The organism is Streptomyces sp. NPDC001513, assembly GCF_042894695.1.
GTDB lineage: Bacteria > Actinomycetota > Actinomycetes > Streptomycetales > Streptomycetaceae > Streptomyces.
In genome coordinates this window covers 12304-34478 of the sequence record NZ_JBIAVU010000001.1, presented here as the reverse complement: position 1 = coordinate 34478, position 22175 = coordinate 12304, and the positions used below count along the sequence as shown (strand labels likewise).

The following is a 22175-nucleotide window of genomic DNA, read 5'->3' as shown; positions in this document are numbered from 1 at the left end:
GGGACCCCCGGGGGGTGCGGCAGGGGGCGGACAAGGGTTTTCCCCGTATCGAGTTCATCGCCGCGTTGCCTACTGTCTGCCCACCGGCGATCTTCCCCTGACGGGGCGGTTCACACGCCCACCCCACATGGCGTGTAGGCCCCACCGTCCGGGGAAGGGCCGGGAACGCCGTTGTCCCTGCCTCGCCGTTGCGGCCGGGACGACGTGGCGCGCGGCGGCGGCCGGGGCGAGACCGACCAACTCGCTTCCGGCCCCGCGGCCGCCGGAACCTCCCACACTGCACTGACCGGCCGCTCCGGCCTGCCCGGAAACGGCCCTCGAAGGGGAACACGTGCACGCAACCAGACGTCGGCTCATATCCGTGGTGGCCATGTCCGTCACCCTGCTCGCCGGCTCCGCCACGGCCTCCGTGGCCGTGGCCGTCGAGAACCCCGGCGCGGCACCGGCCGCCGCGGTCGCCGCCACGGCGCCCGTCCAGAACCTCATCGTCGGGTACAAGTCCTCGGCGACCGAGGCCAGCTCGAACACCGCGGCCGCCGACGACGCCGCCGCCAAGGGCAAGAAGGCCGGCAAGAAGGCGAAGTTCGACCGCCGCCTCGGCACCGGAGCCGCCCTGGTCAACCTCGGGGGGACCGTGGCCCCGGCCGACGCGGCCGACGTGATGGCCCAGTTCCGCGCCGACCCGGACGTCGCCTACGTCGAGCCGGACTCCCGCGCCTACGCCCAGGCCGTCACCCCGAACGACACCGAGTACGCCAAGCAGTGGGACCTCTTCGAGCCCACCGCCGGCATGAACGTGCCCGGCGCCTGGGACAAGACCACCGGCTCCGGCGTCACCGTCGCCGTGATCGACACCGGCTACGTCGCCCACTCGGACGTCGCCCCGAACATCGTCGCGGGCTACGACTTCATCTCCAGCTCCGCCGACGCCCGTGACGGCAACGGCCGTGACAACAACCCCGCCGACCAGGGCGACTGGAACGCCACCGACGGCGAGTGCGGCCTCGGCTCCAAGGCCAGCAACTCCTCCTGGCACGGCACCCACGTCGCGGGCACCATCGCCGCGGCCACGAACAACTCCAAGGGCGTCGCCGGCATCGCGTACGGCGCGAAGATCCAGCCCGTCCGCGTGCTCGGCAAGTGCGGCGGCGCCACCTCGGACATCGTCGACGCCATCACCTGGGCCTCCGGCGGCTCCGTGGCCGGCATCCCGGCCAACGCCACCCCGGCCAAGGTCATCAACATGAGCCTCGGCGGCCCCGGCGCCTGCGGCACCAGCTACCAGAACGCCATCAACGCCGCCGTCGCCCGCGGTACGACCGTGGTCGTCGCGGCCGGCAACAGCAACGCGGACGCGGCGAACTTCTCGCCCGCCAGCTGCAACAACGTGATCAACGTCGCCTCGACCAACCGCGCCGGCGAGCGCTCGTACTACTCCAACTACGGCGCGATCATCGACGTCGCCGCCCCGGGCGGTGAGACCCGCCGCGCCACCGACACGCCCGGCACCGTCACCACCCCCGAGAACGCCATCCTCTCCACGCTGAACGCGGGCACCACCACCCCCGGCGCCGAGATCTACAAGCCCTACCAGGGCACCAGCATGGCCGCCCCGCACATCGCGGGCCTGGCCGCCCTGCTGAAGTCGGCGAACTCCGCGCTGACCCCGGCGCAGATCGAGTCGGCGATCAAGACGAACGCCCGCCCGCTGGCCGGCACCTGCACCGGCGGCTGCGGCACCGGTCTCGCCGACGCCGCCGCGACCGTCGCCGCCGTCACCTCGACCCCGCCCACCCCGGCCTTCGAGAACGGCACGGACGTCACCATCGGTGACAACACCACCGTGGAGAGCCCGATCACCGTCACCGGCAAGACCGGCAACGCCCCGGCCGCCCTCAAGGTCGGCGTGAACATCGTCCACACCTACATCGGCGACCTCAAGGTCGACCTGGTGGCCCCCGACGGCACCGTCTACACGGTCCACAACCGGGCCGGCGGCAGCACCGACAACATCAACCAGGTCTTCACCGTCAACGCCTCCTCCGAGGTCGCGAACGGCACCTGGAAGCTGCGGGTGAACGACAACGCCGGCGGCGACACCGGCAAGATCGACTCCTGGAACCTCGCGTTCTGAGAGGCTCCCCCTCCACCAGGGGTCCGGCACCAACTCGGCCTGACGGGCCGATAGTACGGACCAAATGAATCCCCGGGCCTGCCGATACCGCGCGTATCGGCAGGTCCGCCGGGTTTTCGTGTGACGTGACTGAATTCTGCGTCACAATCCGGGTCCACCTGCCGTCCGACCTCGTATTCTCGCCTCTCACAGGAAGGGCACAGGAGCTGGGGACGGGAAGGCTGGTGGCTGTGCGTGGTGGCGGCGACGGGGAACGCTGACACGAGTGTCGGACACGGCGAACTCATCAAGGCGGTCGACCTTGCGCTGACCACGCACGGCCGGGCGCTGCTCACCGGACCCGCCGGCGCGGGCAAGACCGAGGTCGTCCGCGCCGTCGCGGCCGCGGCCGAGGCCCGGCGTGAGAGCGTTCTCCGCCTCGCCCCCGAGGCCGCCGACCAGTGGATACCCGAGGCGTCCGCCGCCGCCCTCCTCGCCTCCGTCCCCGCCGCCGCCCTCGACCAGCTCTCCGGCCCCCAGCGCACCGCCATCGCCCTGCTGCGCCGCGAGGCCGACGCCCCCCGCGCCGGCCGCGACCACATCGCGCTGCGCCTCGCCGTCGTCGAGGTGCTCCGCACCCTCGCCGCCCGCCAGCCCGTCCTGCTCGTCCTCGACAACGCCCAGTGGCTCGACGCGGAGAGCACCGACCTGCTCCGTTTCGCCCTGCGCCTCACTCCGCCCCGCGTACGGGTCCTGGTCGCCGAATGCGTCCAGGGCGGAGCCTCCGTCGGCGAACCCCTCTGCGGCCCCGGCGTCCCCGCGATCCGCGTCCCCCCGCTCGGCGCCGACGAGGTCGCCGAACTCCTCGTCCGCCACTGCCTCCCCGCCCGCCTCGCCGGCCGCATCCACCAGGCCAGCGGCGGCAACCCGCGCCTCGCCCTCGCCCTCGGCCACTCCCTCGCCGAAGCCGCCGAGGCCCGCGACAGCAGCGCCCACCACGCCGACCCGCTGCCCGTCTCCGGACAGGCCCGCGAGGTGGCCCGCCGGCTGCTCGCCGGGGTCTCCGCCCAGGCCCGCCGCACCCTGCTGCTCGCCGCCCTCGCCTCCCGCCCCACCACCTCCCTGCTCCGCCGGGCCGGCCGCCCCGACGCCGAGGCCGAGCTGGCCGAAGCGGAACGGGCCGCACTGGTCAGAGTCGGCGAGGACGGCACCGTGGAGTTCACCGCGGGCGCCCTCCTCACCGCCCTTGCCGCCGACGCGGGCTGGCCCGAACGCGCCGCCGGGCACGCGGCCCTGGCCGCCGCCGTCGACGACCCCGTCCAGGCCGTACGCCACCGCGCGCTGGCCGTGGACACCCCCGACCAGTGGCTCGCCGCGGAGATCACCGAGGCCGCCGCCGTCTGCCGCCGCCGCGGCCAGCGGGCCCTCGCCGCCGAACTGGGCCTGCTCGCCGCCGACCGTACGCCGTCCTGGCTGGCCGGCGAGGAACTGGCCCGGCTCGTCACGGCCGCCGAGGACGCCGGCTGGGCCGGCCGCGCCGACCTCGCACGCCGGGCCACCCGGGCCGTCCTGGCCCGAGACGCCTCGCCCGCCGACCGGGTACGGGCCCGGCTCGCCGTGATGGACGCCGCCGGGCAGGCCCTGGGCGCCCTCGACGAGACCTTCGCGTACGCCATGGACGAGGCGGCCGGCGACCCCTCGCTCCAGGCCGCCGTCCAGCTGCGGATCGCCTGGAAGCACAACCTCAGCGACGGCGACCCGGTCCGCTCCCGCGACGCGGCGGCCGAGGCCGGCCGGCTCGCCGCGCTCGGCGGCGACCAGACCGCCGAAGCCATGGCCCTGACCGTACGGGCCCGCATGGGCCGCATCCTCGGGGACACGGACGCCGAGGAGATCCTGGCCGAGGCACTCGCCCTGCCCGCGCCCGAGGTGCCGCTCGGCATGCGCAACGCCCCGCAGTACCTCGCCGTCCGGCACGCCCTCTTCGACGACCGTCTCGCCGACGCCCGCCGGCAGCTGATGGTCCTGCTCCCGGCGGTCCAGCGCACCGGCTCCGCCGAGGACGTCTTCGAGGTCCTGCGCAGCCTCACCGAGGTGGAGCTGCGCAGCGGCCGCTGCGAGGCCGCCTCCGCCCACGCCCGCCGGGCCCTGGAACTGACGATCGAGGCGGGCCTGTCACCCGGCCCCGCCTGGTACGTCGCCGCGATGGCCGAGGCCATGGGCGGCAGCTTCGCGCGCGCCGCCGCGTACGCCCGACGCGGCATCCAGGCCTCACAGGAGGAGCAGGACCAGGTCTTCCTCTCCCGCAGCCTGCACGCGCTCGGCCTGGTCGAACTGGCCACCGGAGAGGCGGCGAAGGCGGTCGCCACCCTGCGCCGCGTCGCCGCGCTGGAAGCCGCCCAGCAGGTGGTGGACCCCTCCGTCCTGCGCTGGCACGGGGAACTGGCCGAGGCGCTGATCGCCGCGGACGCGCCCGGCGAGGCCGCCGAACTCCTCGACCGCGTCCGTACGGTCGCCCTGGGTCTCGGCCGCACCGGGGTGGTCGCCGCCCTCGACCGGGCCCGTGGCCTGTGCCTGTCCGCCCAGGGGGAGGCCGACGCGGGCGTCCACCTGCTGGAGTCCACGGCGCGGCGCTTCGACGACCTGCAACTGCCCCTGGAGCGGGGCCGTACGCTGCTCGCCCTCGCCCGGGTGGAGCGCCGCAGACGCCGGCGGGCCCCCGCCCGTGCGGCGCTGCGGGCGGCGGCCGAGGTGTTCGCCCTGGCCGGGGCGGCTCCCTGGACGGAGCTCGCCAGGGAGCCGGCTCCCGGCGAGGGAGGCGGCGCGCAGGCGCCGGCGGCCGCGGTGCTGACCGAGGCCGAGACCCGGCTGGCCCTGCTCGTCAGCCAGGGCGCCAGCAACCAGGAGGCCGCGGCGAAGCTGTTCCTCAGCGTCAAGACGGTCGAGGCCCGGCTGACCCGCATCTACCAGAAGCTCGACGTCCGCTCGCGGGCCCAACTCGCGACCGCCCTGCGCACCCGCTGACCGCGCCGAGGCCGGCAGGGTCGGGGCTTGAGCGGGGCGGGGGCTGCCGACCGTGCGCAGAACCTGGCCGCGCTTGACCGCCACAGCGTCCCGGCGCGGGGTCACGGCGCTGGGGAGCCGGACACTGCGCAGCCCGGTCCCGGCCATTCCGTCACCCGGAACCTGAATGTCGCCCATCTTCGGTGCAGCATCGACAGCTCCTGCAGCGCGCCGTCCCGCCTGCCGCCCCGGACCTTCGAGCACTGGAGCGCACGTGAACCGACGCACTATCGCACGAGGTACTGCCGCCGCCGTGGCCGCTTCGGCCGCACTGGCCTTGTCGGCGCCGGCCGCGCCGGCCGCCGACACGCCCCGCCTCCCGACCGTCAGCCAGGCTCATACGGCTGCGGCGGCGGGCTTCGACGAGAGGGGCGCGAAGGTCGTCCACTGGGGGTGGACGCCTCGGGCAAGGAGTGGAAGAGCGAGGGCCTCGACGCCTCGGTCCCGGCCAACAACGACCCCGCGAACTTCGCCCCGCAGGGGGTCCGGCTGCCGAGGACCGCCGGGAAGGACGCGACCGCCGCCGGATGGATCTGCTCGACCTGGGCGCGGCCCACCGTGCTGGTCGGGAACTACCTGTCCTCGTCGAGCCACGAGATCTGCTCGGGGAGCTTCCTGTACCACTACACGCGCGGCCAGTTCCTGAGTTCGTCGTGGTCGGGGCCGAGGGCCTACACCGGGTGGGGCAAGAGCAACTTCGTGTACTCGCCGAACGAGGTCAACGACACCATCTGGACGATCGGCTGCCCCGGCGGCGGCACCTACAACTACGACTTGCAGGTGCAGACGCACCTGGTGGACACCCGCGGGGACCACGGAGGACCCTACGAGGTGGGCGCGATCGTCCGCGCCGCCTGCGGGACCTGATCGGAGGAGCTCGTGCTCGTCACCCTGGACCGGCTGATCGCCGGCCTCGCCGACCGCATCGCCCCGCCCACGGACGCCGGGACGTTCGGCTCCGGGGTGCCCGGGCCCGAGCCCTGGAATCCGAGGACGTGGGCGCGGGCGTACCGGCACGGCCACCGCCGCCGGGAGCAGCGCCGCACTCAGGGGCTCCGAGTACCGACCGCACGCCCGGCACCCCCACCCTCCTGAGGCGTCCGGACACACGGACAAGTGTGTCCGGACGCCGCGCGGGCGACCGTCCGCGGATCGGGGGATCAGCAGCCGAGGTTGTTGCCCGGGGTCACCCCCAGCAGCTGGGTGAAGCTCTGGTACTTCGAGATGCGGCTCTGGACCTGGGCGGGATTGCCGCCGTTGCACTCCAGGGACCCGTTGATGGAGCGGATGGTCTCGCCGAAGCCCGCGCCGTTCACCATGGCGGCGTGCGCGGTCATCGTGCCCGGGCCGTTCTGGGTGTTCCAGTACCAGAGCGCCGTCTTCATCGCGATGGCCGGATCCTGCTCCACGAGGTACGGGTTGGCGAGGAGGTTGATGCCCAGCGCGTCACCGGCCGCCTTGTAGTTGAAATTCCAGCTGAGCTGGATGGGGCCGCGGCCGTAGTACGCCGCCTGCCCCGCCGGACAGCCGTACGGCTGGCTCGCGTCGCAGTAGTGGGGGTAGTTGGCGGTGTTCTGCTCGACGATGTAGACGAGTCCGCCCGTCTCGTGCGAGACGTTCGCGAGGAAGGCCGCGGCCTCGCGCCGCTTCACGGTGTCGTCCCCGGTGTTGGCGAATCCGGGGTAGGCGGACAGCGCGGCGACCAGGCCGTTGTACGTGTAGAAGGAGTTCCGGTTCGGGAACATCTGGTTGAACTGGGCCTCGGAGACCACGAATCCGGACGGATTGCCGGGGTCCGGATCCTGGCCACCGCCGCCACCACAGGCGCCCTGGTCCGACCAGACGCCCCACTGCCCGGTGGTGCCGGGCGTCTCGCCCTGGGTCCACCACTTGGCCTGCCAGTTGTGTCCGGCGTACGAGGCGCTCATGCCGTTCGTGTAGACGGCGGACGAGGCCCAGGCGCCGGCGCAGGGGGCCGCCGCGGAGGCGGGGGAGGAGGGGAGGGCGATGGCGAGGCCGACCGTGACGGCCGCGGCGGCCGCCAGGGAGAGGGCGCGGCGGCGAAGCGCACGTATCACGTAACTGCTCCTTCGGTGGGGGGAATTGCCGTGGGGGGCAACTGCGCCCACTGAAGCGAAAGTGGTCTGTACCTGTCAAGGTCTAGACCAAATGAAACGCGCCGGTGTCACGCGTGACGCGTGACACCGGCGCGAAGCCGCTTCGGTCAGCTGCCGGCGGAGAGGTTGCCGGAGAGGACCGGGATGTTGCTGGCGATGTGCGAGATCGCCTCGTCACCCTTCGCCTGGGTGGAGTTCTCGGCGCACTGCTGGTTCTGCGGGTTCGACAGGACGTTGACGTCCTGGACGCCGATGTTGGCGATGACCGCGAACAGGGACTGGGCGTTGACCTTGGCCGGCAGGCCGATGCAGAGCTTGTTGAGGGAGCCCTGGACGGCGCTGAGCTGCGGGCTCATCTTGCCGTGGGTCTCCTGGTTGCCGTAGATCTGCGCGGCGCCGTTGCCGTTGACGGTGCTGACGCCCTCGTCGTTGCCGATGGCCATGGCCGGTGAGGCGACTGCGGCACCCGCGCCGAGCACGGAGGCGGTGACGGCGGCGGTGGCCATGAACTTCTTGAACATGTGGGGGATCCTTCTGTCGCACTGTCGCATGAGATAGCTGCCCTCGGCGGGACGAGCTGATCAACTGCCGACAGTGCCAGGAGTTATCCTCCCTCACCCGGGTGGCCCAATGGCGGGTGGAGTCGCCCGGTCCCGCCGCCGCGGCGGCGAGACGGAGCTCCTCGGATCCGAGGGTCAGCCGGTCTTGCGGCGGACCTTCTTGTTCTTGCCGCCGGGGCCGCTGCTGGCACCCTGGACCTTCGCCCGGCTCTGGTGCGCCTGCTGGGACTGGGCATTCGCCGCGTTGCGGTCCAGGGCCTCCCGGAACTTGCGCTTGGCCGCATCGGCCGGGGATTCGTCCTCCGGGGCCTGCGAGGCTTGCGGGGTGTCTGTTTCGTCAGCCATTCGTCCTCCTGGGGTGATCAAGCCGTTTCAGTCTGTCAGGTGGCGTGCCCACTGACCAGCGAGTTCACCTCGCCCCCAAGGGTAGCTTGGAGGGGTCATAAGATTTGGTTATGGGGTCATAAAGCGAGACCGGGTGCTGGGTTAGGCTTACCTTCGTTTAGGGTTCCCTTTGATCCACCTTGCCGTCGCTCGAAGGGAACCCCTGCCATGCCTCGCCCTCTGCGGGTAGCAATCGTCGGTGCCGGCCCCGCCGGTATCTATGCCGCCGACGCGCTGCTGAAGTCCGAGGCCGCCGTCGAGCCCGGTGTGTCCATCGACCTCTTCGAGCGGATGCCGGCGCCCTTCGGCCTGATCCGGTACGGCGTCGCCCCCGACCACCCGCGCATCAAGGGCATCATCACCGCCCTGCACCAGGTGCTCGACAAGCCGCAGGTCCGCCTCTTCGGCAACGTCGACTACCCGAACGACATCAGCCTCGACGAGCTGCAGTCCTTCTACGACGCCGTGATCTTCTCCACCGGTGCCACGGCCGACCGCGCGCTCACGATCCCGGGCGTCGAGCTCGACGGTTCCTACGGCGCCGCCGACTTCGTCTCCTGGTACGACGGCCACCCGGACGTCCCGCGCACCTGGCCGCTGGAGGCCGAGAAGGTCGCCGTCCTCGGCGTCGGCAACGTCGCCCTCGACGTCGCGCGCATCCTCGCGAAGACGGCCGACGAGCTGCTGCCGACCGAGATCCCGGCGAACGTCCACGACGGCCTCAAGGCCAACAAGGCGCTCGAGGTCCACGTCTTCGGGCGTCGCGGTCCCGCCCAGGCCAAGTTCAGCCCGATGGAGCTCCGGGAACTGGACCACTCGCCCAACATCGAGGTCATCGTCAACCCCGAGGACATCGACTACGACGAGGGCTCCATAGCCACCCGCCGCGCCAACAAGCAGGCCGACATGGTCGCCAAGACCCTGGAGAACTGGGCGATCCGGGACATCGGCGAGCGCCCGCACAAGCTGTTCCTGCACTTCTTCGAGTCGCCCGCGGAGGTGCTCGGCGAGGACGGCCGCGTGGTCGGCCTGCGGACCGAGCGCACCGAGCTCGACGGCACCGGCAACGTCAAGGGCACCGGCCGGTTCACCGACTGGGACGTCCAGTCCGTCTACCGGGCCGTCGGCTACCTCTCCGACGAGCTGCCCAAGCTCCCGTGGGACGTCGACTCCGGCACCGTCCCGGACGAGGGCGGCCGCGTGATCGAAGCCGGCGCCCACCTGCAGTCGACGTACGTCACCGGCTGGATCCGGCGCGGTCCGGTCGGCCTGATCGGCCACACCAAGGGCGACGCGAACGAGACCGTCGCGAACCTGCTCGCCGACCACGCGGAGGGCCGCCTGAGCGCTCCGGCCACGCCCGCGCCGGAGGCCGTCGAGGCCTTCCTCGCCGAGCGCAGCGTCCGTTTCACCACGTGGGAGGGCTGGCACCGGCTCGACGCGGCCGAGAAGGCCCTCGGCGAGCCCCAGGGCCGCGAGCGCGTGAAGATCGTCGAGCGCGAGGGCATGCTCGACGCGAGCGGGGCGTAGCGAAAGGGGGCCGGGACCCGGACGGGTCCCGGCCCCACCGCGTGGCGCGGTCCCGCCGGCGGCCGTGGCCGTACGGGCTGTCCGGGCAACGGGACGGGTCCCAGGCCGGTGCGGGCGAGGGGCGGGCTCTCAGGAGCCCTGGGTCCGCTCCAGTACGCCGCGGACGAAGGCCGCCTGCCCGGCGTGCTGGAGGTCGTCGGCCAGTACGCTGACCAGCCGCACCCCGAGGGTGACCGGCGGGTCCCAGCGTTCGTCGACCACCCGGTCCAGATCGGCGGCGGCGAGCCCGCGGACGAACCCGAGGCTCTGCTCGTGCACCGCATCGAAGTACTCCAGCAGCAGCTCGCCCGAGTCCACCCGGACGGTGCCCGCCTGGCGCGCCGAGTGGCCGTACCCGGTGGCCCCGGCGGGCAGCGGCAGGGCGAACCGGTCAGCCCAGCCCCCGCCCTGCCACAGCTGCTCCAGGCCGGCCGCGTCGGCGATGTGGTCGTCCTGGATGCGGGTCAGGTGCCATACCAGCCAGGTGATCGAGTTCGCCGCCGGGTCGACGCGCGCGTTCAGCAGCTCCGCCGGGACCCCGTCCACGGTCTCGTGCACGATCTCCCGGATGCGTCCGAACCCGTCGGCGATGACGTCCGTAGCCTTCATGCACCCACCATGCAAGGCCCGGCGGTCCCCCCGCCGCGAACGACACGCGGCAGGGGGACCGCCGGGCCGGCGGTGCGGGTCGGTCAGCGGGTGGCTTCCACGGCCTCGGAGCGCAGGGCCGCCTCGTCCTTACCGGCCGTCTCCGCGGTCTCGGTCTTCCCGGCCTTCTCGTTCTGTTCGGCCGCCCCGGGCTGCGCGGACGCCGCCACGGTGCCGTGACCGCCCCGCAGGCCGATCCAGCTGATCACCGCGACCAGCGCGAAGGCCACGGCCCCGATCCCGAAGGTGAGGGTGAAGCCGGACTCGGCGGGCAGCGGGGGCACGCCCGCGGGCAGGTGCTCGATGGTCTTCGAGGCCAGGATCGTGGTGACGACGGCGCTGCCGATCGCACTGCCCGTGGAGCGGGAGATCGAGTTGATGCCGTTGGCGATGCCGCTCTGGTGGTGCGGGACGCTGGACATGATCACGGCGGGCATGGCCGCGTAGCCGAAGCTGACGGCTGCGCCGACGACCAGTCCGGCGCCGATCACCGACAAGCTGTGCTGGTGGTCCAGGACGAGCCAGGCGAAGCCGGCCGCGCCGAGCGCGGCGGCCAGCCCCAGCGCCACGCGCGGACCGCGGTGGCGCACGATCTGGCCGCCCACGGGCGAGGCGAGCAGCGAGACGATGGCGCCGGGCAGCAGGAACTGCACGGAGGCGCGCAGGATCGACGCGTCGAAGCCGTAGCCGGTGAGCGCCTCGGGCATCTGGACGAGGTACGAGACGCCCAGGAAGTTCGCGAACATGCCGAAGCCGACGAGGACGCCGGCCAGGTTGGCCATGAGCACCGGGCGGTGGACGAACATCTTCATGTCGACGAGCGGCTCGCGGACCTTGCGCTCGACGAGCACCCAGACCGCGGCCATCACGGCGGCGCCGGCGAAGCTGCCCAGCGTACGGCCGGAGGCCCAGCCCCACTCGTGGCCCTGGGAGATCGGCAGCAGGAGCAGCAGCAGGGCGAGGCCGAGGGTCAGCGCGCCGAGGAAGTCGGTGCGCCCGCCGGTCTTGTGCCGGGTCGCGGGGACCAGGAAGACGACCGCGAGCAGGGCCAGCAGGGCGAAGCCGGTCGCCATCCAGAAGGCGTTGCGGTAGTCCGCGTCCGACCCGGAGGTGAGCAGCCCGGTCGCGACGAGCGCGAGGCCGCTGCCGAACGCGAGCGTGCCGCTGACCAGCGCCATCGCTCCCGGCAGCTTCTGCGGCCGGACCTCTTCGCGCAGGACCGAGAGGGCCAGCGGGAAGATCGCGGTGGCGGCGCCCTGGAGCACCCGGCCCAGGATCAGCAGGGGCAGCGAGGACGCCAGCGCGGCGATGACGGAGCCGACGACCATGACGCCGAGCACGGCCACCAGGGTGGGCTTCTTGCCGTGCTGGTCGCCGAACCGGCCCAGGAGCGGGGTGAAGACGGCCGCCGACAGCAGGGTGGCGGTCGTCACCCAGCTCACGTTCGCGGTCGAGGTGCCGAGGTCGTCGCGGATGAGTCCCAGGATCGGGACCGGCAGGGTCTGCATCATCGACACGACCATGGCGGCGAGGCTCAGGGCGAAGACGATGACCGTCTCGTTCCGGGGCCCGGAGGCCGGGGTGGCGGGGGAGGGGGTGCTCATGGCTGGGGGGACCTTCTTCGTGTTTCGGAGCTGAAGAGCTTCGGAACGCAGATGTTTGACTTCCTCAAGTAACTCGACTGACGGTAGACCTCGATAGTTAAGGTGGTCAAGTAAACAATTGATAATGTCAAACATCCTGAGTACGCTCCAGGTATGAGCGACACCGCCACGCACACCCCCACCAAGCTCCAGCTGCTGGAGCTGCTCGCGGCCATCGGCACGGCCCAATGGCGCGAGTTCGCGGCCGCCGCCGCCCAGCACGGCCTCACCTCCACCCAGGCGAGGGTCCTCGCCCAGCTCGACGGCCCCGTGCCCATGCGCGGCCTCGCCACCCTGCTGGTGTGCGACGCCTCGAACGTGACCGGCATCGTCGACCGCCTGGAGGCCCGCGAGCTGGTGCGCCGGGAGCCGGACCCCGCCGACCGCCGCGTCAAGAACGTCGTGGCCACGGACGCCGGCCGCGAGGTCATCCGCCGGGTCCGCGAGGAGATGCAGGACATGCACGGCGCGCTCGACACCCTCGACGAGGACGAGAGCGCGACGCTCTACGCCCTGCTGGGCCGCCTGCGCCCCTCGATGGAGAAGGGCGCCTGAACGGCGTCGGCTGAACGGCGAGGGCTGAACCGTGCCGCCTGAACGGCGAGGGCCGAACGGCGTCGGCTGAATCGCGTCGACGTCGTCCGCGTCCCGAACTAGCCTCGACCTCCATGAACACCCTGCAGACGATCAATGACGTACCCGTCCTGATGTGCGCGGCCGAGGGCGAGGTCATCGCGGGCGAACGCGATGCCCTCGACTGCATCGGCGACGCCTCCTACCAGGGCGCCCAGTGGGTCGTCATCCCCGCCGAACGGTTCGACGACGGGTTCTTCCGGCTGAGCACCCGGGTGGCCGGGGAGATCATCCAGAAGTTCGCCCAGTACCGGGTCGGCATCGTCGTCCTCGGTGACATCTCCCGCCACACGGCATCCAGTTCGGCGCTGCGCGACTTCGTCCGCGAGTGCAACCGCGGGAGCCAGACGTGGTTCCTCGCCGACGCCGGGGAACTCACCGCGCGGCTGACCGGGCCGACCGCGTGAGCGGCGGCGACGGGCTCCGCCTCCTGCGGGCGGCCGACCGCGGCGCGACCCCGTGGAAGAACGGCGGCGGAGTCACCCGCGAGATCGCCGCCCGGCCCGAGGGTGCCGGCACCGGGGACTTCGCCTGGCGGGTGAGCCTCGCGGAGGTCGCCGCCGACGGGCCCTTCTCCTCCTTCCCCGGGGTCGACCGCACCCTCACCCTGGCCGAGGGTGCGGGCATGGACCTCGCCGTGGCCGGTGTCCGCCACCTCGTGGACGAGCGGTTCGCGCCGCGCGACTTCGCCGGGGACGAGCCGACGGACTGCCGGCTCCTCGACGGTCCGGTGGTCAACTTCAACGTGATGTACCGGCGGAGCGAGACCCGCGCGGAGACCGCCGTCGTACGGGGCGTGCTCACGCTCGCCGTGCCGCCCGGGGAGACCCTGCTGATCGTGGCCCTGGACGGGCCGGCCGCGGTGCACCGGCCCGGTGACGGCCCCGGCCGCGTCGCGGAGCTGGCTCGTTACGACGCCGCCCTGCTGACGGGCGGGCCGGACCTGGTCCTGCGTACGGCCGGGCGCGCGGCGGTGGTCCGCTTCGGTCCCGCTCGGGCGGCGGACACTGTCAGCACGTAGTCCCCGGGGCCTCGGCCCGCGCCCGCCCCGGAGTCCCCGGAGCCTCCGGGTGCGGGCGCGGCGCCGTCGGGCGCCCCAGCAGTACGCCGGTCAGCGCGAGCGCCAGGCCGCAGAACTGCAGCGGGCCGAGGGACTCCCCGGAGACGGCCGTGCCCAGCAGGACGCCCGTCACCGGATTGAGCAGGCCCAGCAGTCCGACGGTCCCGGCGGGCAGGTGCCGCAGCCCCGCGAACCAGGCGGCGAAGGCCACCGCGGTCGCCACCACGGTCACGTAGCCGAAGCCGGCGAGCGCGGGGCCGTCCAGTCGCGGCGGGGCCCCCTCCACGGCGACCGCGAGGGGGAGCAGGAGCAGCCCGCCGCCCAGGAGCTGCCAGGCCGTCGACGAGAGCACGTCCACCCCGGCGCCCCACCGCTTGGCCAGTACGTAGCCGAGCGAGGCCATTCCCATGGCGGCGGCCGAGGCGAGCACGCCGAGGAGGTCGAGGGGTGCGCCCGGGGTCAGCAGCATCAGGCAGACGCCGCCGACCCCGACGCCCGCACCGGCCAGGTGTCGCAGGCCCGGCCGCTCGGCCAGCAGCGCCCAGGCGAACAGCATCATCACCAGCGGAGCCGTCGCCATGACGGTCGAGGCCACGCTGGTCGGCAGCCGCTGCGCGGCCAGGTACACCAGCGCGAAGAAGCCGCCCATGTTGAGGACGCCGAGCAGGGGCGCCCGCCACCACCAGCTGCCGCTCGGCAGCCGACGGCCCGCCGCGAGCAGCAGCAGCCCGGCCGGCAGGGCCCGTATGACGCCCCCGTAGAGCGGGTGGCCGGCGGGCAGGAACTCGCGGGTGACGAAATAGGTCGTGCCCCACGCCACCGGGGCCATCGCCGTGACCAGTGACCACCGCAGATTGTCTTCCATGGAAGATATAATACCTTCCATGGAAGCTAACGCTATGCTGTTCCCGTGAAAGCCCAGCCCAAGGACCACGTGGCCCGCATCCAGGACGAGTGGGCCCGCGAACGGCCCGACGTCGACGTCAGTCCCCAGGGCGTGATCGGGCGGCTGCACCGGCTCGGCCTGCTCTTGACCGACCGCCTCGCCCTCGTCTACCGCAAGTACGGCCTCGGCGAGGGGGAGTTCGACGTCCTGGCCACCCTGCGCCGGGCGGGGGAGCCGTTCGAGCGGGCACCCGGAGAGCTCGCCGCACACACCATGGTGACGACGGGTGCCATGAGCAAGCGGATCGACCGGCTCGAACGCGACGGGCTGGTCACCCGCCGCCGCTCGGCCGCCGACGGCCGGGGCCGGGTGGTCGCGCTCACACCGGCCGGACGGGACCTGATCGACCAGGCCTTCGCCGAGCACATGCGCAACGAGCGGAGCCTGCTGGACGGCCTGACACCGACGGAGGCCGCGCAACTGGAGCAGCTCCTGACCACCTGGCTGGCCAAGGTCGAGCCGCCGCTGCCGGGACCCTGAACGGCCGGATCGACGAGACACCCCCTAGCGCGGGCGGACGCCCAGCTTCACCCACTTCGCCGTGCTGGGCACGCCCTTCGCGTCGAGCAGGAAGAGCATGTAGTACCCGGGCGGGGCGTCGGCCGCGCTCGGCGGGGTCCGGAGCCCGAGCGTGGAGCCGTGCACGCCGGTGATCCGGAGGTCCAGGTGGCGCTGGCTGGTGTTGACCGAGTGGGTGACAGTGGTCGGTGCCAGCAGCACGGCGCGCTTGACGTCCTTCGCCGTCGAGCTCGTGACCTGGAAGGCCGTGTCGTGGCCGAGCTCGCCCGCCGGTGCCCGGTCGAGCGCCGGGCGGGCGCCCCGGTGCAGGTAGGCGGGCTCGTACAGCTCGACGCTGCCGTCCATCCCGTCCTTGATGTCGGGGTCGTTGGCGATCTGCTGGAGCTCGTCGCCGGTGACCATCATCCGCCCGTCCGGCAGGACCAGGGCGTTGGAGTGGTAGCCGCGGGGCAGCCGCTGGGCCGGACCCAGCTTCCAGTGGCCGCGCGCGTCGCGCAGCTCGATCTGCCGGTACTTCAGGTCCGCCTTCGGGTTGAAGGGTCCGTTGCCGTAGTCCCGGGTGTCCAGGGCGCCGTTCACCGTGAGCAGGGTGCCGTCCGGCAGGATCAGGGTGCCGTCCTGGGTGCGGCCGAAGGCCCTCGGCTCCTCGATGCTCCAGCGGCCGCCGGACAGCCGGTACGTGAGCGGGTCGCGCGGGTCGCCGCCGAGCACCAGGACCGAGTCCGGGCCGCGGAGGCCGGCCGGCAGCGGCACGGCCGAACCGTAGCCCCGGAAGTCGGCGGGCCGCCGGGGCAGGTCGGTGCGCACGTCCTTGACCGGATCGAACAGCCACTGCTGGTCGGCGTCGCGGCCGAGTCCGTAGATCTTCCCGTCCCGCAGGGAGAAGAGGTGCGGATAGTCGTTGCGGAAGGGGGCCTCGGAGCGGAGCCGCTCCGCGGGAACGCTCACCGGGATGTCGAACGGGCGCCAGGGTACGGGGCGCCCCAGTGCGGGGAAGCGCTCCACGACCGGAGTCGGGGTACCCGTACCGCGCTCGGACTGGCCGGACATGATGATCTGGCGGCCGTCCGCCCCGGTCACGACGGAGGGGTACCAGCGGCCGACGGCCATGTCGCGGTTGCGGAACCAGGTCTCGGTCCACGGGTCGAAGACGAAGGACAGCTTGGCGCCGCTGCCGCCCTTGCCGCCGACGTTGCCGCCGAAGACCCCGACCATGCCGTTGGGGAGGTAGGAGTGCCCGGCGCAGAAGAACGGCGCCGGGCGTGGGGCGTAGGTTCCGTCGGGCATCAGCACCACCGGCGGCGGTACGTTCTTGAAGGCCCGGGCGCCGGTGCCCTTGGCGGGGTCCCAGAGGTAGGCCCGGCCGGCGTTCGTCCGCCCCACCGTGTTCGTGGGGCCGGTCTCCTTGGTGGGATCGGCCTCCACCCGCTCGAAGGAGAAGAGCAGCACCTTGCCCGTCGGCAACAGGGCCACGTGGACGCCGAAGTCGGGGGAGGGGAAGAACTCGGTGAAGCGGCCGAACCGTGCCGCGTCGAAACCGGCGTTGACCTTGCGCTGGGACGCCTCCAGCGAGGTCAGGCTCGCCGTGCGCTTCGACTGCGGATAGCCCTGGGTGCCCTTGGCGGCCTGGCGCAGCCGCGCGTGCGCGCGGGCGTGCTCCTCGCCGAGCACGACGGCCTCGTCGCCGCCGGTGTGGTGCGGTGAGGCGAAGGCGAGCGCGTGTCCCGTCGCCGTGACGGCCAGGGCGGTGGCGAGCGCCAGCGCCGCCCGGGCGGCGGACCGTCGTACGCGGGACATGGGACTCCTCACCGCAGGGCCTGAAGGATCTCGCCGATATTAGGACAAGAGGGACTTGTTGGCTGGTGCGACTCGGTGCTCCGCGTCGGCTGCGGCCGTTCGGCGGACCGGTATGGGTAGGTTGATCGTTTCTGCGGTGAATCGTTTCGGCCATCGAGGTGAGACCGCGTACCCGTCGGCCGTCCGGTGCCGCCGCCGACGGCTATCCATGACGGTGTGATCAAGTCGCTCCGTACCGGATTCACCGCAGCCGCCGTGACCGCAACACTCGTCACGCTGACCCCCACGGCCGGGGCCTCCCCCTCGGCGCCCACCGACAAGGTGACCGTCGACGTCGCCTCCGTCAACGGATCGGGCTGCCGCCCAGGCAGCGCCGCCGTCGCGGTGGCGCCGGACAACTCGGCCTTCACCGTCACCTACAGCGAGTACCTGGCCCAGGCCGGCGGTGGCGCCCCCGCCACCGAAGGCCGCAAGAACTGTCTCCTCTCCCTCCAGGTGCACGTCCCCCAGGGCTACACCTACGCCGTGGCGAAGGTCGACTACCGGGGCTACGGCAACCTGCAGCAAGGCGCGATCGGCACCCAGAAGGCCAGTTACTACTTCCAGGGCATGAGCCAGACCGCCCAGCGCACCCACAAGTTCAACGGCCACTACGACGACAACTGGCAGGCGACCGACACCACGGGCATCGAAGCCCTCGTGTTCGCGCCCTGCGGCGAGCAGCGCAACTTCAACATCAACACCGAACTGCGCGCCGAAGTGGGCACCTCCGACCCGTCGCAGACCAGCTTCATGGCCCTCGACTCGACGGACGGCGGCATCAACAGCGTCTACCACTTCTCCTGGAAGCAGTGCCCCGTGCGCCGCTGATCCCGGACGTCCCGCCGCTCGGCCCGGCCGCCGGGCCCGCTGTCACGCGGGCCGGCGGCCGGGCCGACGGCATGGCGCATGCACCGGCCCGGTGCGCCGCGTCAGGCCGACGCGCGCCGGACCAGCGACGTCGCGGTGATCACCGGACCGACCGCGGCCCGCTCCTGCGGACTCCCGTCGAGGGTGCGCATCAACAGCTGCGCCATCATGCGCCCCATCCCCTCGATGTCCTGGCGGATGGTGGTCAGCGGCGGGTCGGTGCCCTCCGCCACGGACTCGGCGTCGTCGAAGCCCACCAGCGCCACGTCCCCCGGAACCGTCCGGCCCCGCTCCCGCAGCACCCGTAGCGCGCCGGTGGCCATCAGATCGTTCCCGGCGAAGACGGCGTCGATCCCGGGGTCGCGGTCCAGCAGTTCGGCCATCGCGCGGGCCCCGCCCGCCGGGGTGAAGTCCCCTTCGGCGAACAGGTCGGGGGCATCGCCCGGGAGCACGTCCCGGTAGCCGCTCAGCCGGTCGGCCGCCGAGGTCTGGTCGAGCGGACCGGCGATGTGCGCGATCCGCCGCCGGCCCTGCGCCAGCAGGTACCGTACGGCGTCCCGCGCGCCCCCGCGGTTGTCCGCGTCGACGTAGGCCACGCCCTCGTTCTCGCCGGGGCCGGTGGTCCAGCCGGGGCGGCCGCCGTAGACCGTGGGCATCCCGATGCGCCGGGTGATGGCGGGCAGCGGATCGTCGGTGTGCAGGGAGAAGGCGAGGGCCCCGTCGACGTGGCCGCCGGCCAGATAGCGCTCGATGCGGTCGTAGTCGCACCGGTCCTCCACCAGCAGCAGGACCAGCTGGGCGTCGTGGGCGGTCAACTCCTTGCTGATGCCGCGGACCTGGTGGGAGAAGAAGGGGTCCGAGAATATCCGGACCTCGGGCTCGGCGATGATCACCGCGACGGCTCCGGTGCGGCGGGTGACCAGGGTGCGGGCCGCGGGGTTGGGGACGTACCCCAGGTCGCGGATCGCCTCGCGCACCCTCTCCACCAAATGCGCGCGGACGCCGTCTCCGCCGTTGACCACGCGGGAGGCGGTGGCCCGGGACACCCCGGCGAGCGCCGCGACGGCCTCCAGGGTGGGACGGTTCCCGGGATGCGGTTCGGGCACGGGTGTTCCTCCAAAATGATCACTAACGGTGCACAGCAGGGTAACCGCTACGCCCGACAGCCCGAACGCCCTCGCGGCCCTGCCCGACGCCCTGTCGCGGACCGCGGAGCTCAAGGGGGCCGTGTGGTCGGCCGGCAAGACCCTCCTCGACCGGGCCCGCGCGGCCGGGGTGGTCCGCGCCGACCTGGCCCCGGCCGACCTGGTACCGCTGATGTGCGGCATCGCGTACGCCGTGCACGTCCACGGCGGCAGTCCGGAGGGGCGGACCGACGCGGCGCACCGCTACCTGACCGCGCTGCTGGAGGGTCTGAAGACCGCGTAGCCGGAGGGTATGAAGACCGCGCAGCCGAACGGCTGAGCCGACCGTCAGGTCCGGCGATCCGTCCGCTCCTCGGAGGGCAGCAGGTCCTTGGCCCTGCGCTCCATCAGGATCGGCAGGTAGGTGCGCACGCGTGCGTACCTGAGCTCTTCGTACGCCGTCCGCACCGAGCTTTCCACCAGATCGGCGTCCAGCTCGGGGTGGGCCTTCATCAGCCGCTCCACGACATGACGGATGGTGAGGGCATCGTGCGACTCCGCCATCACACACCTCGGCCTTCCGTCGGAGACAGCCCTTCTTCAGTCTCGCGGAGCGGCCGCGCCCCCGGAAGTCGATCTTCCGCCGCTTTGCCGCGCCCTTATCCCGTCATCCCGTCATCCCGTCTCGTTCCTGTTCCCGTCAGGCGTCGAAGCGGCGGCGCGAGGCCTCGATGTGACCGAAGTACCGGTGGGTCCAGTCGCACAGTCCGTCGATCGTCGCCCGCAGGGCCTGGCCCGGCTCGGTGAGGGTGTACTCGACCCGCGGCGGGACGGTGGGGTGCACGGTCCGCTCGAGCAGCCCGTACCGCTCCAGCATCCGCAGGTTCTGGGTCAGCATCTTGTGGCTGATGCCCTCGACCTCGTCACGCAACGTGCTGAAGCGCAGGGTTTGCTCCCCCAGGGCTTCGATGATCAGGAGCGCCCACTTGTTGGCGACGTCCGAGAAGATCTCCCGCCCCAGCGAGTCCGCCCGCCTCAGGTCCGCCTCGTCGGGCGAGCCCGTGAACTGCTTGGTCACCATCAGGTTCCCCAGTCACCAAAAAGTGCGTTCTTCCATGTCAGAGACCACTCTCCTACGGTTCCTGAGTAACCACAAGAGAGCGGGTGCGGGGTGGTTCGAGGGAATCGAGCTCACGCGCGCCCATGCAATGGAGGCGGACAGCATGGCCATCACCCTGGTGAACCCCAAGGGACTGCCGGAGATCGACGCCTACCGGCAGGTGTCGATCGCGACCGGGTCGAAGCTCGTCTTCATCGCCGGACAGGTCGCCTGGCACGCCGACGGCGTCACGGTCGGTGAAGGCGACCTCGCCGCACAGGTCGAGCAGTGCTACCTCAACGTCGGCACCGCCCTGGACGCGGTCGGCGCCTCCTTCGACGACGTGGCGAAGCTGACCGTCTACGTCGTCGACTGGACCCCCGACAAGATGCCCCTGCTGATGGAGGGGATCACCCGGGCGGCCGCGAAACTGGGTGCCGCACCGGTCCCGCCGGCCTCGCTGCTGGGCGTGGCGGCGCTGGACGTACCCGAGCACCTGGTCGAAATCGAGGCCACCGCCGTCATCGACTGATGCTCCGCCGGGCGGGAGACGTAGACAGCGTGGCTGCCGGGGGTCTCGGTGACGGTCGCGCCGGCGCGCTCGGACATGGCGCGCTGAGCGGCCGGCGGGATCATCCGGTCGTCGGTGGCGACCAGGTACCACGACGGCTTGGTCTGCCAGGGCGGTGCGGAGACCGCCCCGTCGAGGGCGTCTGACGCCCCAGGGGACCTGGGAGTCGGCCATGAACGCGGCCGTCGGTTCGGGGACATCGGAGGCGAAGGAGGCTGCGAACCGGTCCCGGTCCAGGAGCAGGCGACCGTCCGTGGGTGGCAGGGTGGCAGGGTGGCAGGGTGGACGGGACCGGCGCACCGGGTGCGGGGTCCGCGATCAGCGAACCGACCGACTCGCCCTTGTCTGGTGCGAACGCGGCGATGTACGCGAGCGCGGCGACGCCCGGGTGGTTGCCGGCCTCGGTGATGACGACCCCGCCGTAGGAGTGGCCGACCAGCACGGCCGGACCGTCGAGGTCGTCGAGGACCTGGTGGGTGGCGGCGACGTCGCCGGCCGGCGACAGCGTCGGGTTCTGGACGGCGGCCACCCGGTAGCCGTCGGCGGTCAGGTGGTCGTAGACCCCCCGCCAGCCCGATCCGTCCACGAAGCCACCGTGTACGAGCACGATGTCCTGATGGTTGCCATGTGCGTCTCCGGTCCGGAGGGCCAGGCCCGGCGCCTGTCCGGCGCCCTCCATACAAGCCGTACGCGCAGGCGGGGAACACGCAGAGCAGCACGCAGAGTTGTGCCGCGGTCGGCAGGCGGCAGGCGGCAGGCGGCCATCAGATCGGCAGGCGCAGTCCCGCGACGAGGAGGGCGACCAGGCGGCGGGCGTCGTAGCGGGGGTCGCTCTCGGCGCCGATGCAGAGGTTCCCGACGCCGCGCAGGAGCTGGTACGCGTCGATGTCGGACTGGATCTCACCGGAGGCGGTGGCAGCGTCGAGGAGCTGGGCACACGCCGGCACGAGGCGTTCGAGGAAGTAGGCGTGCAGCGCCTCGAAGCCGGTGCCGTCCCCCTGCATCGCGGCGGCCAGGCCGTGCTTGGTGACCAGGAAGTCGACGAAGAGGTCGACCCAGAGCCCCAGCGCGGCATGGGGGGTCGGGCTGGTCGTCAGCAGGGCCGGGCCGGCCTCGGCGCAGGCGTCGACCTGGTGGCGGAAGACGGCGATGACGAGGTCCGCCCGGGTGGGGAAGTGGCGGTAGATCGTGCCGATCCCGACGCCGGCCCGGGCCGCGATGTCGCGTACCGGCGCTTCCACGCCCGAGGCGACGAAGGCCGCGGCGGCCGCCTCCAGCAGGGTCTGCTGGTTGCGCCGGGCGTCCTTGCGCTTGGAGTTGGCTGAGCTTCCCGGGCTCTGGCCGCTGTCGTTCACCGCGGTACTCCTTCCGAACTGCTCTTGCGATACGGAACCGTGTTCCGTATCGTTAACGGAACGCG

General features: G+C 72.4%; 24 protein-coding genes. 12 read left to right on the top strand and 12 right to left on the bottom strand.

Annotated elements, in window-relative coordinates:
• The first annotated feature begins 370 nt into the window (after positions 1-370).
• From ACFYZ4_RS00175 to ACFYZ4_RS00160, 4 genes are all read left to right on the top strand, one after another.
• On the top strand, positions 371-2134 hold the full coding sequence (locus tag ACFYZ4_RS00175) for a S8 family serine peptidase (RefSeq protein WP_390782893.1): 1764 nt from the start codon (positions 371-373) through the stop codon (positions 2132-2134).
• A gap of 234 nt (positions 2135-2368) precedes the next feature.
• Positions 2369-5137: an AAA family ATPase gene (locus ACFYZ4_RS00170; RefSeq protein ID WP_390782521.1), complete on the top strand. Its 2769-nt coding sequence runs from the start codon at positions 2369-2371 to the stop codon at positions 5135-5137.
• A gap of 432 nt (positions 5138-5569) precedes the next feature.
• Positions 5570-6043, top strand: coding sequence for a hypothetical protein (locus ACFYZ4_RS00165; RefSeq protein WP_390782520.1), 474 nt, complete (start codon positions 5570-5572; stop codon positions 6041-6043).
• A gap of 12 nt (positions 6044-6055) precedes the next feature.
• Entirely contained in the window at positions 6056-6271 is a 216-nt protein-coding gene (locus ACFYZ4_RS00160; protein ID WP_390782519.1) for a hypothetical protein, read from the top strand.
• Between the two features lie 65 nt (positions 6272-6336).
• On the opposite strand, the gene ACFYZ4_RS00155 is transcribed toward ACFYZ4_RS00160, so the two are convergent.
• From ACFYZ4_RS00155 to ACFYZ4_RS00145, 3 genes are all read right to left on the bottom strand, one after another.
• Positions 6337-7254 carry a glycoside hydrolase family 19 protein gene (locus ACFYZ4_RS00155; protein WP_384350480.1) on the bottom strand — a complete coding sequence of 306 codons (918 nt, stop codon included), beginning with the start codon at positions 7252-7254 and terminating at the stop codon, positions 6337-6339.
• Between the two features lie 146 nt (positions 7255-7400).
• Positions 7401-7814: a rodlin gene (locus ACFYZ4_RS00150; protein ID WP_351296902.1), complete on the bottom strand. Its 414-nt coding sequence runs from the start codon at positions 7812-7814 to the stop codon at positions 7401-7403.
• 174 nt (positions 7815-7988) lie between these two features.
• Positions 7989-8198 carry a DUF5302 domain-containing protein gene (locus ACFYZ4_RS00145; protein WP_351296899.1) on the bottom strand — a complete coding sequence of 70 codons (210 nt, stop codon included), beginning with the start codon at positions 8196-8198 and terminating at the stop codon, positions 7989-7991.
• Between the two features lie 207 nt (positions 8199-8405).
• Here ACFYZ4_RS00145 and ACFYZ4_RS00140 point away from each other — a divergent pair, with 207 nt between their 5' ends.
• Positions 8406-9767, top strand: coding sequence for an FAD-dependent oxidoreductase (locus ACFYZ4_RS00140; protein ID WP_351296896.1), 1362 nt, complete (start codon positions 8406-8408; stop codon positions 9765-9767).
• Between the two features lie 129 nt (positions 9768-9896).
• Here the strand turns inward: ACFYZ4_RS00140 and ACFYZ4_RS00135 are convergent, their stop codons facing one another.
• Positions 9897-10415 (bottom strand): DinB family protein, encoded by a 519-nt coding sequence (locus ACFYZ4_RS00135; protein ID WP_390782518.1) that lies wholly within the window; start codon positions 10413-10415, stop codon positions 9897-9899.
• 83 nt (positions 10416-10498) lie between these two features.
• A complete protein-coding gene (locus tag ACFYZ4_RS00130) occupies positions 10499-12058 on the bottom strand; it encodes an MFS transporter (RefSeq protein WP_390782517.1) in 1560 nt (519 codons plus the stop codon).
• Positions 12059-12211: 153 nt separating this feature from the next.
• On the opposite strand from ACFYZ4_RS00130, the gene ACFYZ4_RS00125 reads away from it, so the two are divergent.
• The 3 genes from ACFYZ4_RS00125 (at position 12212) to ACFYZ4_RS00115 (ending at position 13751) form a co-directional block, all read left to right on the top strand.
• Positions 12212-12652, top strand: a complete 441-nt coding sequence (locus ACFYZ4_RS00125) for a MarR family transcriptional regulator (protein ID WP_351303969.1) — start codon at positions 12212-12214, stop codon at positions 12650-12652.
• Between the two features lie 113 nt (positions 12653-12765).
• On the top strand, positions 12766-13137 hold the full coding sequence (locus ACFYZ4_RS00120; protein WP_390782516.1) for a DUF4180 domain-containing protein: 372 nt from the start codon (positions 12766-12768) through the stop codon (positions 13135-13137).
• Complete coding sequence (locus ACFYZ4_RS00115; protein ID WP_390782515.1) at positions 13134-13751, top strand: HutD family protein; 618 nt, start codon at positions 13134-13136, stop codon at positions 13749-13751. Before ACFYZ4_RS00120 ends, ACFYZ4_RS00115 begins: the two co-directional genes overlap by 4 nt.
• Here the strand turns inward: ACFYZ4_RS00115 and ACFYZ4_RS00110 are convergent.
• The gene (locus ACFYZ4_RS00110) at positions 13741-14655 is read right to left on the bottom strand and encodes an EamA family transporter (RefSeq protein ID WP_390782514.1); all 915 of its coding nucleotides are present in this window, start codon (positions 14653-14655) and stop codon (positions 13741-13743) included. The genes ACFYZ4_RS00115 and ACFYZ4_RS00110 overlap by 11 nt on opposite strands.
• Before the next feature lie 69 nt (positions 14656-14724).
• On the opposite strand from ACFYZ4_RS00110, the gene ACFYZ4_RS00105 reads away from it, so the two are divergent.
• Positions 14725-15216: a MarR family winged helix-turn-helix transcriptional regulator gene (locus ACFYZ4_RS00105; protein WP_390782892.1), complete on the top strand. Its 492-nt coding sequence runs from the start codon at positions 14725-14727 to the stop codon at positions 15214-15216.
• Between the two features lie 24 nt (positions 15217-15240).
• Here ACFYZ4_RS00105 and ACFYZ4_RS00100 read toward each other — a convergent pair whose 3' ends face one another.
• The gene (locus ACFYZ4_RS00100; protein ID WP_390782513.1) at positions 15241-17052 is read right to left on the bottom strand and encodes a galactose oxidase-like domain-containing protein; all 1812 of its coding nucleotides are present in this window, start codon (positions 17050-17052) and stop codon (positions 15241-15243) included.
• Between the two features lie 216 nt (positions 17053-17268).
• Between ACFYZ4_RS00100 and ACFYZ4_RS00095 the strand changes: the two genes are divergently transcribed.
• Positions 17269-17922 carry a DUF4360 domain-containing protein gene (locus ACFYZ4_RS00095; RefSeq protein ID WP_384350182.1) on the top strand — a complete coding sequence of 218 codons (654 nt, stop codon included), beginning with the start codon at positions 17269-17271 and terminating at the stop codon, positions 17920-17922.
• 101 nt (positions 17923-18023) lie between these two features.
• On the opposite strand, the gene ACFYZ4_RS00090 is transcribed toward ACFYZ4_RS00095, so the two are convergent.
• Positions 18024-19067: a LacI family DNA-binding transcriptional regulator gene (locus ACFYZ4_RS00090; RefSeq protein WP_384350185.1), complete on the bottom strand. Its 1044-nt coding sequence runs from the start codon at positions 19065-19067 to the stop codon at positions 18024-18026.
• Between the two features lie 28 nt (positions 19068-19095).
• On the opposite strand from ACFYZ4_RS00090, the gene ACFYZ4_RS00085 reads away from it, so the two are divergent.
• Positions 19096-19389: a hypothetical protein gene (locus tag ACFYZ4_RS00085; protein WP_390782512.1), complete on the top strand. Its 294-nt coding sequence runs from the start codon at positions 19096-19098 to the stop codon at positions 19387-19389.
• 44 nt (positions 19390-19433) lie between these two features.
• On the opposite strand, the gene ACFYZ4_RS00080 is transcribed toward ACFYZ4_RS00085, so the two are convergent.
• Positions 19434-19649 (bottom strand): three-helix bundle dimerization domain-containing protein, encoded by a 216-nt coding sequence (locus ACFYZ4_RS00080; protein ID WP_390782511.1) that lies wholly within the window; start codon positions 19647-19649, stop codon positions 19434-19436.
• Between the two features lie 136 nt (positions 19650-19785).
• Positions 19786-20166, bottom strand: coding sequence for a helix-turn-helix domain-containing protein (locus tag ACFYZ4_RS00075; protein ID WP_351597548.1), 381 nt, complete (start codon positions 20164-20166; stop codon positions 19786-19788).
• 142 nt (positions 20167-20308) lie between these two features.
• Here ACFYZ4_RS00075 and ACFYZ4_RS00070 point away from each other — a divergent pair, with 142 nt between their 5' ends.
• Positions 20309-20716 (top strand): RidA family protein, encoded by a 408-nt coding sequence (locus ACFYZ4_RS00070; protein ID WP_384350192.1) that lies wholly within the window; start codon positions 20309-20311, stop codon positions 20714-20716.
• 100 nt (positions 20717-20816) lie between these two features.
• On the opposite strand, the gene ACFYZ4_RS00065 is transcribed toward ACFYZ4_RS00070, so the two are convergent.
• Both ACFYZ4_RS00065 and ACFYZ4_RS00060 read right to left on the bottom strand, forming a co-directional pair.
• Positions 20817-21362, bottom strand: coding sequence for an alpha/beta fold hydrolase (locus ACFYZ4_RS00065; RefSeq protein WP_390782510.1), 546 nt, complete (start codon positions 21360-21362; stop codon positions 20817-20819).
• Between the two features lie 157 nt (positions 21363-21519).
• Positions 21520-22110, bottom strand: a complete 591-nt coding sequence (locus ACFYZ4_RS00060) for a TetR/AcrR family transcriptional regulator (RefSeq protein ID WP_390782509.1) — start codon at positions 22108-22110, stop codon at positions 21520-21522.
• Positions 22111-22175 lie beyond the last annotated feature (65 nt).

Excerpts from the sequence above, each read along its gene's own strand:
- ACFYZ4_RS00175 (WP_390782893.1), top strand. The coding sequence starts at position 371 with ATGTCCGTCACCCTGCTCGCCGGCTCCGCCACGGCCTCCGTGGCCGTG.
- ACFYZ4_RS00150 (WP_351296902.1), bottom strand. The coding sequence starts at position 7,814 with ATGTTCAAGAAGTTCATGGCCACCGCCGCCGTCACCGCCTCCGTGCTC.
- ACFYZ4_RS00145 (WP_351296899.1), bottom strand. The coding sequence starts at position 8,198 with ATGGCTGACGAAACAGACACCCCGCAAGCCTCGCAGGCCCCGGAGGAC.
- ACFYZ4_RS00140 (WP_351296896.1), top strand. The coding sequence starts at position 8,406 with ATGCCTCGCCCTCTGCGGGTAGCAATCGTCGGTGCCGGCCCCGCCGGT.
- ACFYZ4_RS00135 (WP_390782518.1), bottom strand. The coding sequence starts at position 10,415 with ATGAAGGCTACGGACGTCATCGCCGACGGGTTCGGACGCATCCGGGAG.
- ACFYZ4_RS00130 (WP_390782517.1), bottom strand. The coding sequence starts at position 12,058 with ATGAGCACCCCCTCCCCCGCCACCCCGGCCTCCGGGCCCCGGAACGAG.
- ACFYZ4_RS00125 (WP_351303969.1), top strand. The coding sequence starts at position 12,212 with ATGAGCGACACCGCCACGCACACCCCCACCAAGCTCCAGCTGCTGGAG.
- ACFYZ4_RS00120 (WP_390782516.1), top strand. The coding sequence starts at position 12,766 with ATGAACACCCTGCAGACGATCAATGACGTACCCGTCCTGATGTGCGCG.
- ACFYZ4_RS00110 (WP_390782514.1), bottom strand. The coding sequence starts at position 14,655 with ATGGAAGACAATCTGCGGTGGTCACTGGTCACGGCGATGGCCCCGGTG.
- ACFYZ4_RS00100 (WP_390782513.1), bottom strand. The coding sequence starts at position 17,052 with ATGTCCCGCGTACGACGGTCCGCCGCCCGGGCGGCGCTGGCGCTCGCC.
- ACFYZ4_RS00080 (WP_390782511.1), bottom strand. The coding sequence starts at position 19,649 with ATGGCGGAGTCGCACGATGCCCTCACCATCCGTCATGTCGTGGAGCGG.
- ACFYZ4_RS00075 (WP_351597548.1), bottom strand. The coding sequence starts at position 20,166 with ATGGTGACCAAGCAGTTCACGGGCTCGCCCGACGAGGCGGACCTGAGG.
- ACFYZ4_RS00070 (WP_384350192.1), top strand. The coding sequence starts at position 20,309 with ATGGCCATCACCCTGGTGAACCCCAAGGGACTGCCGGAGATCGACGCC.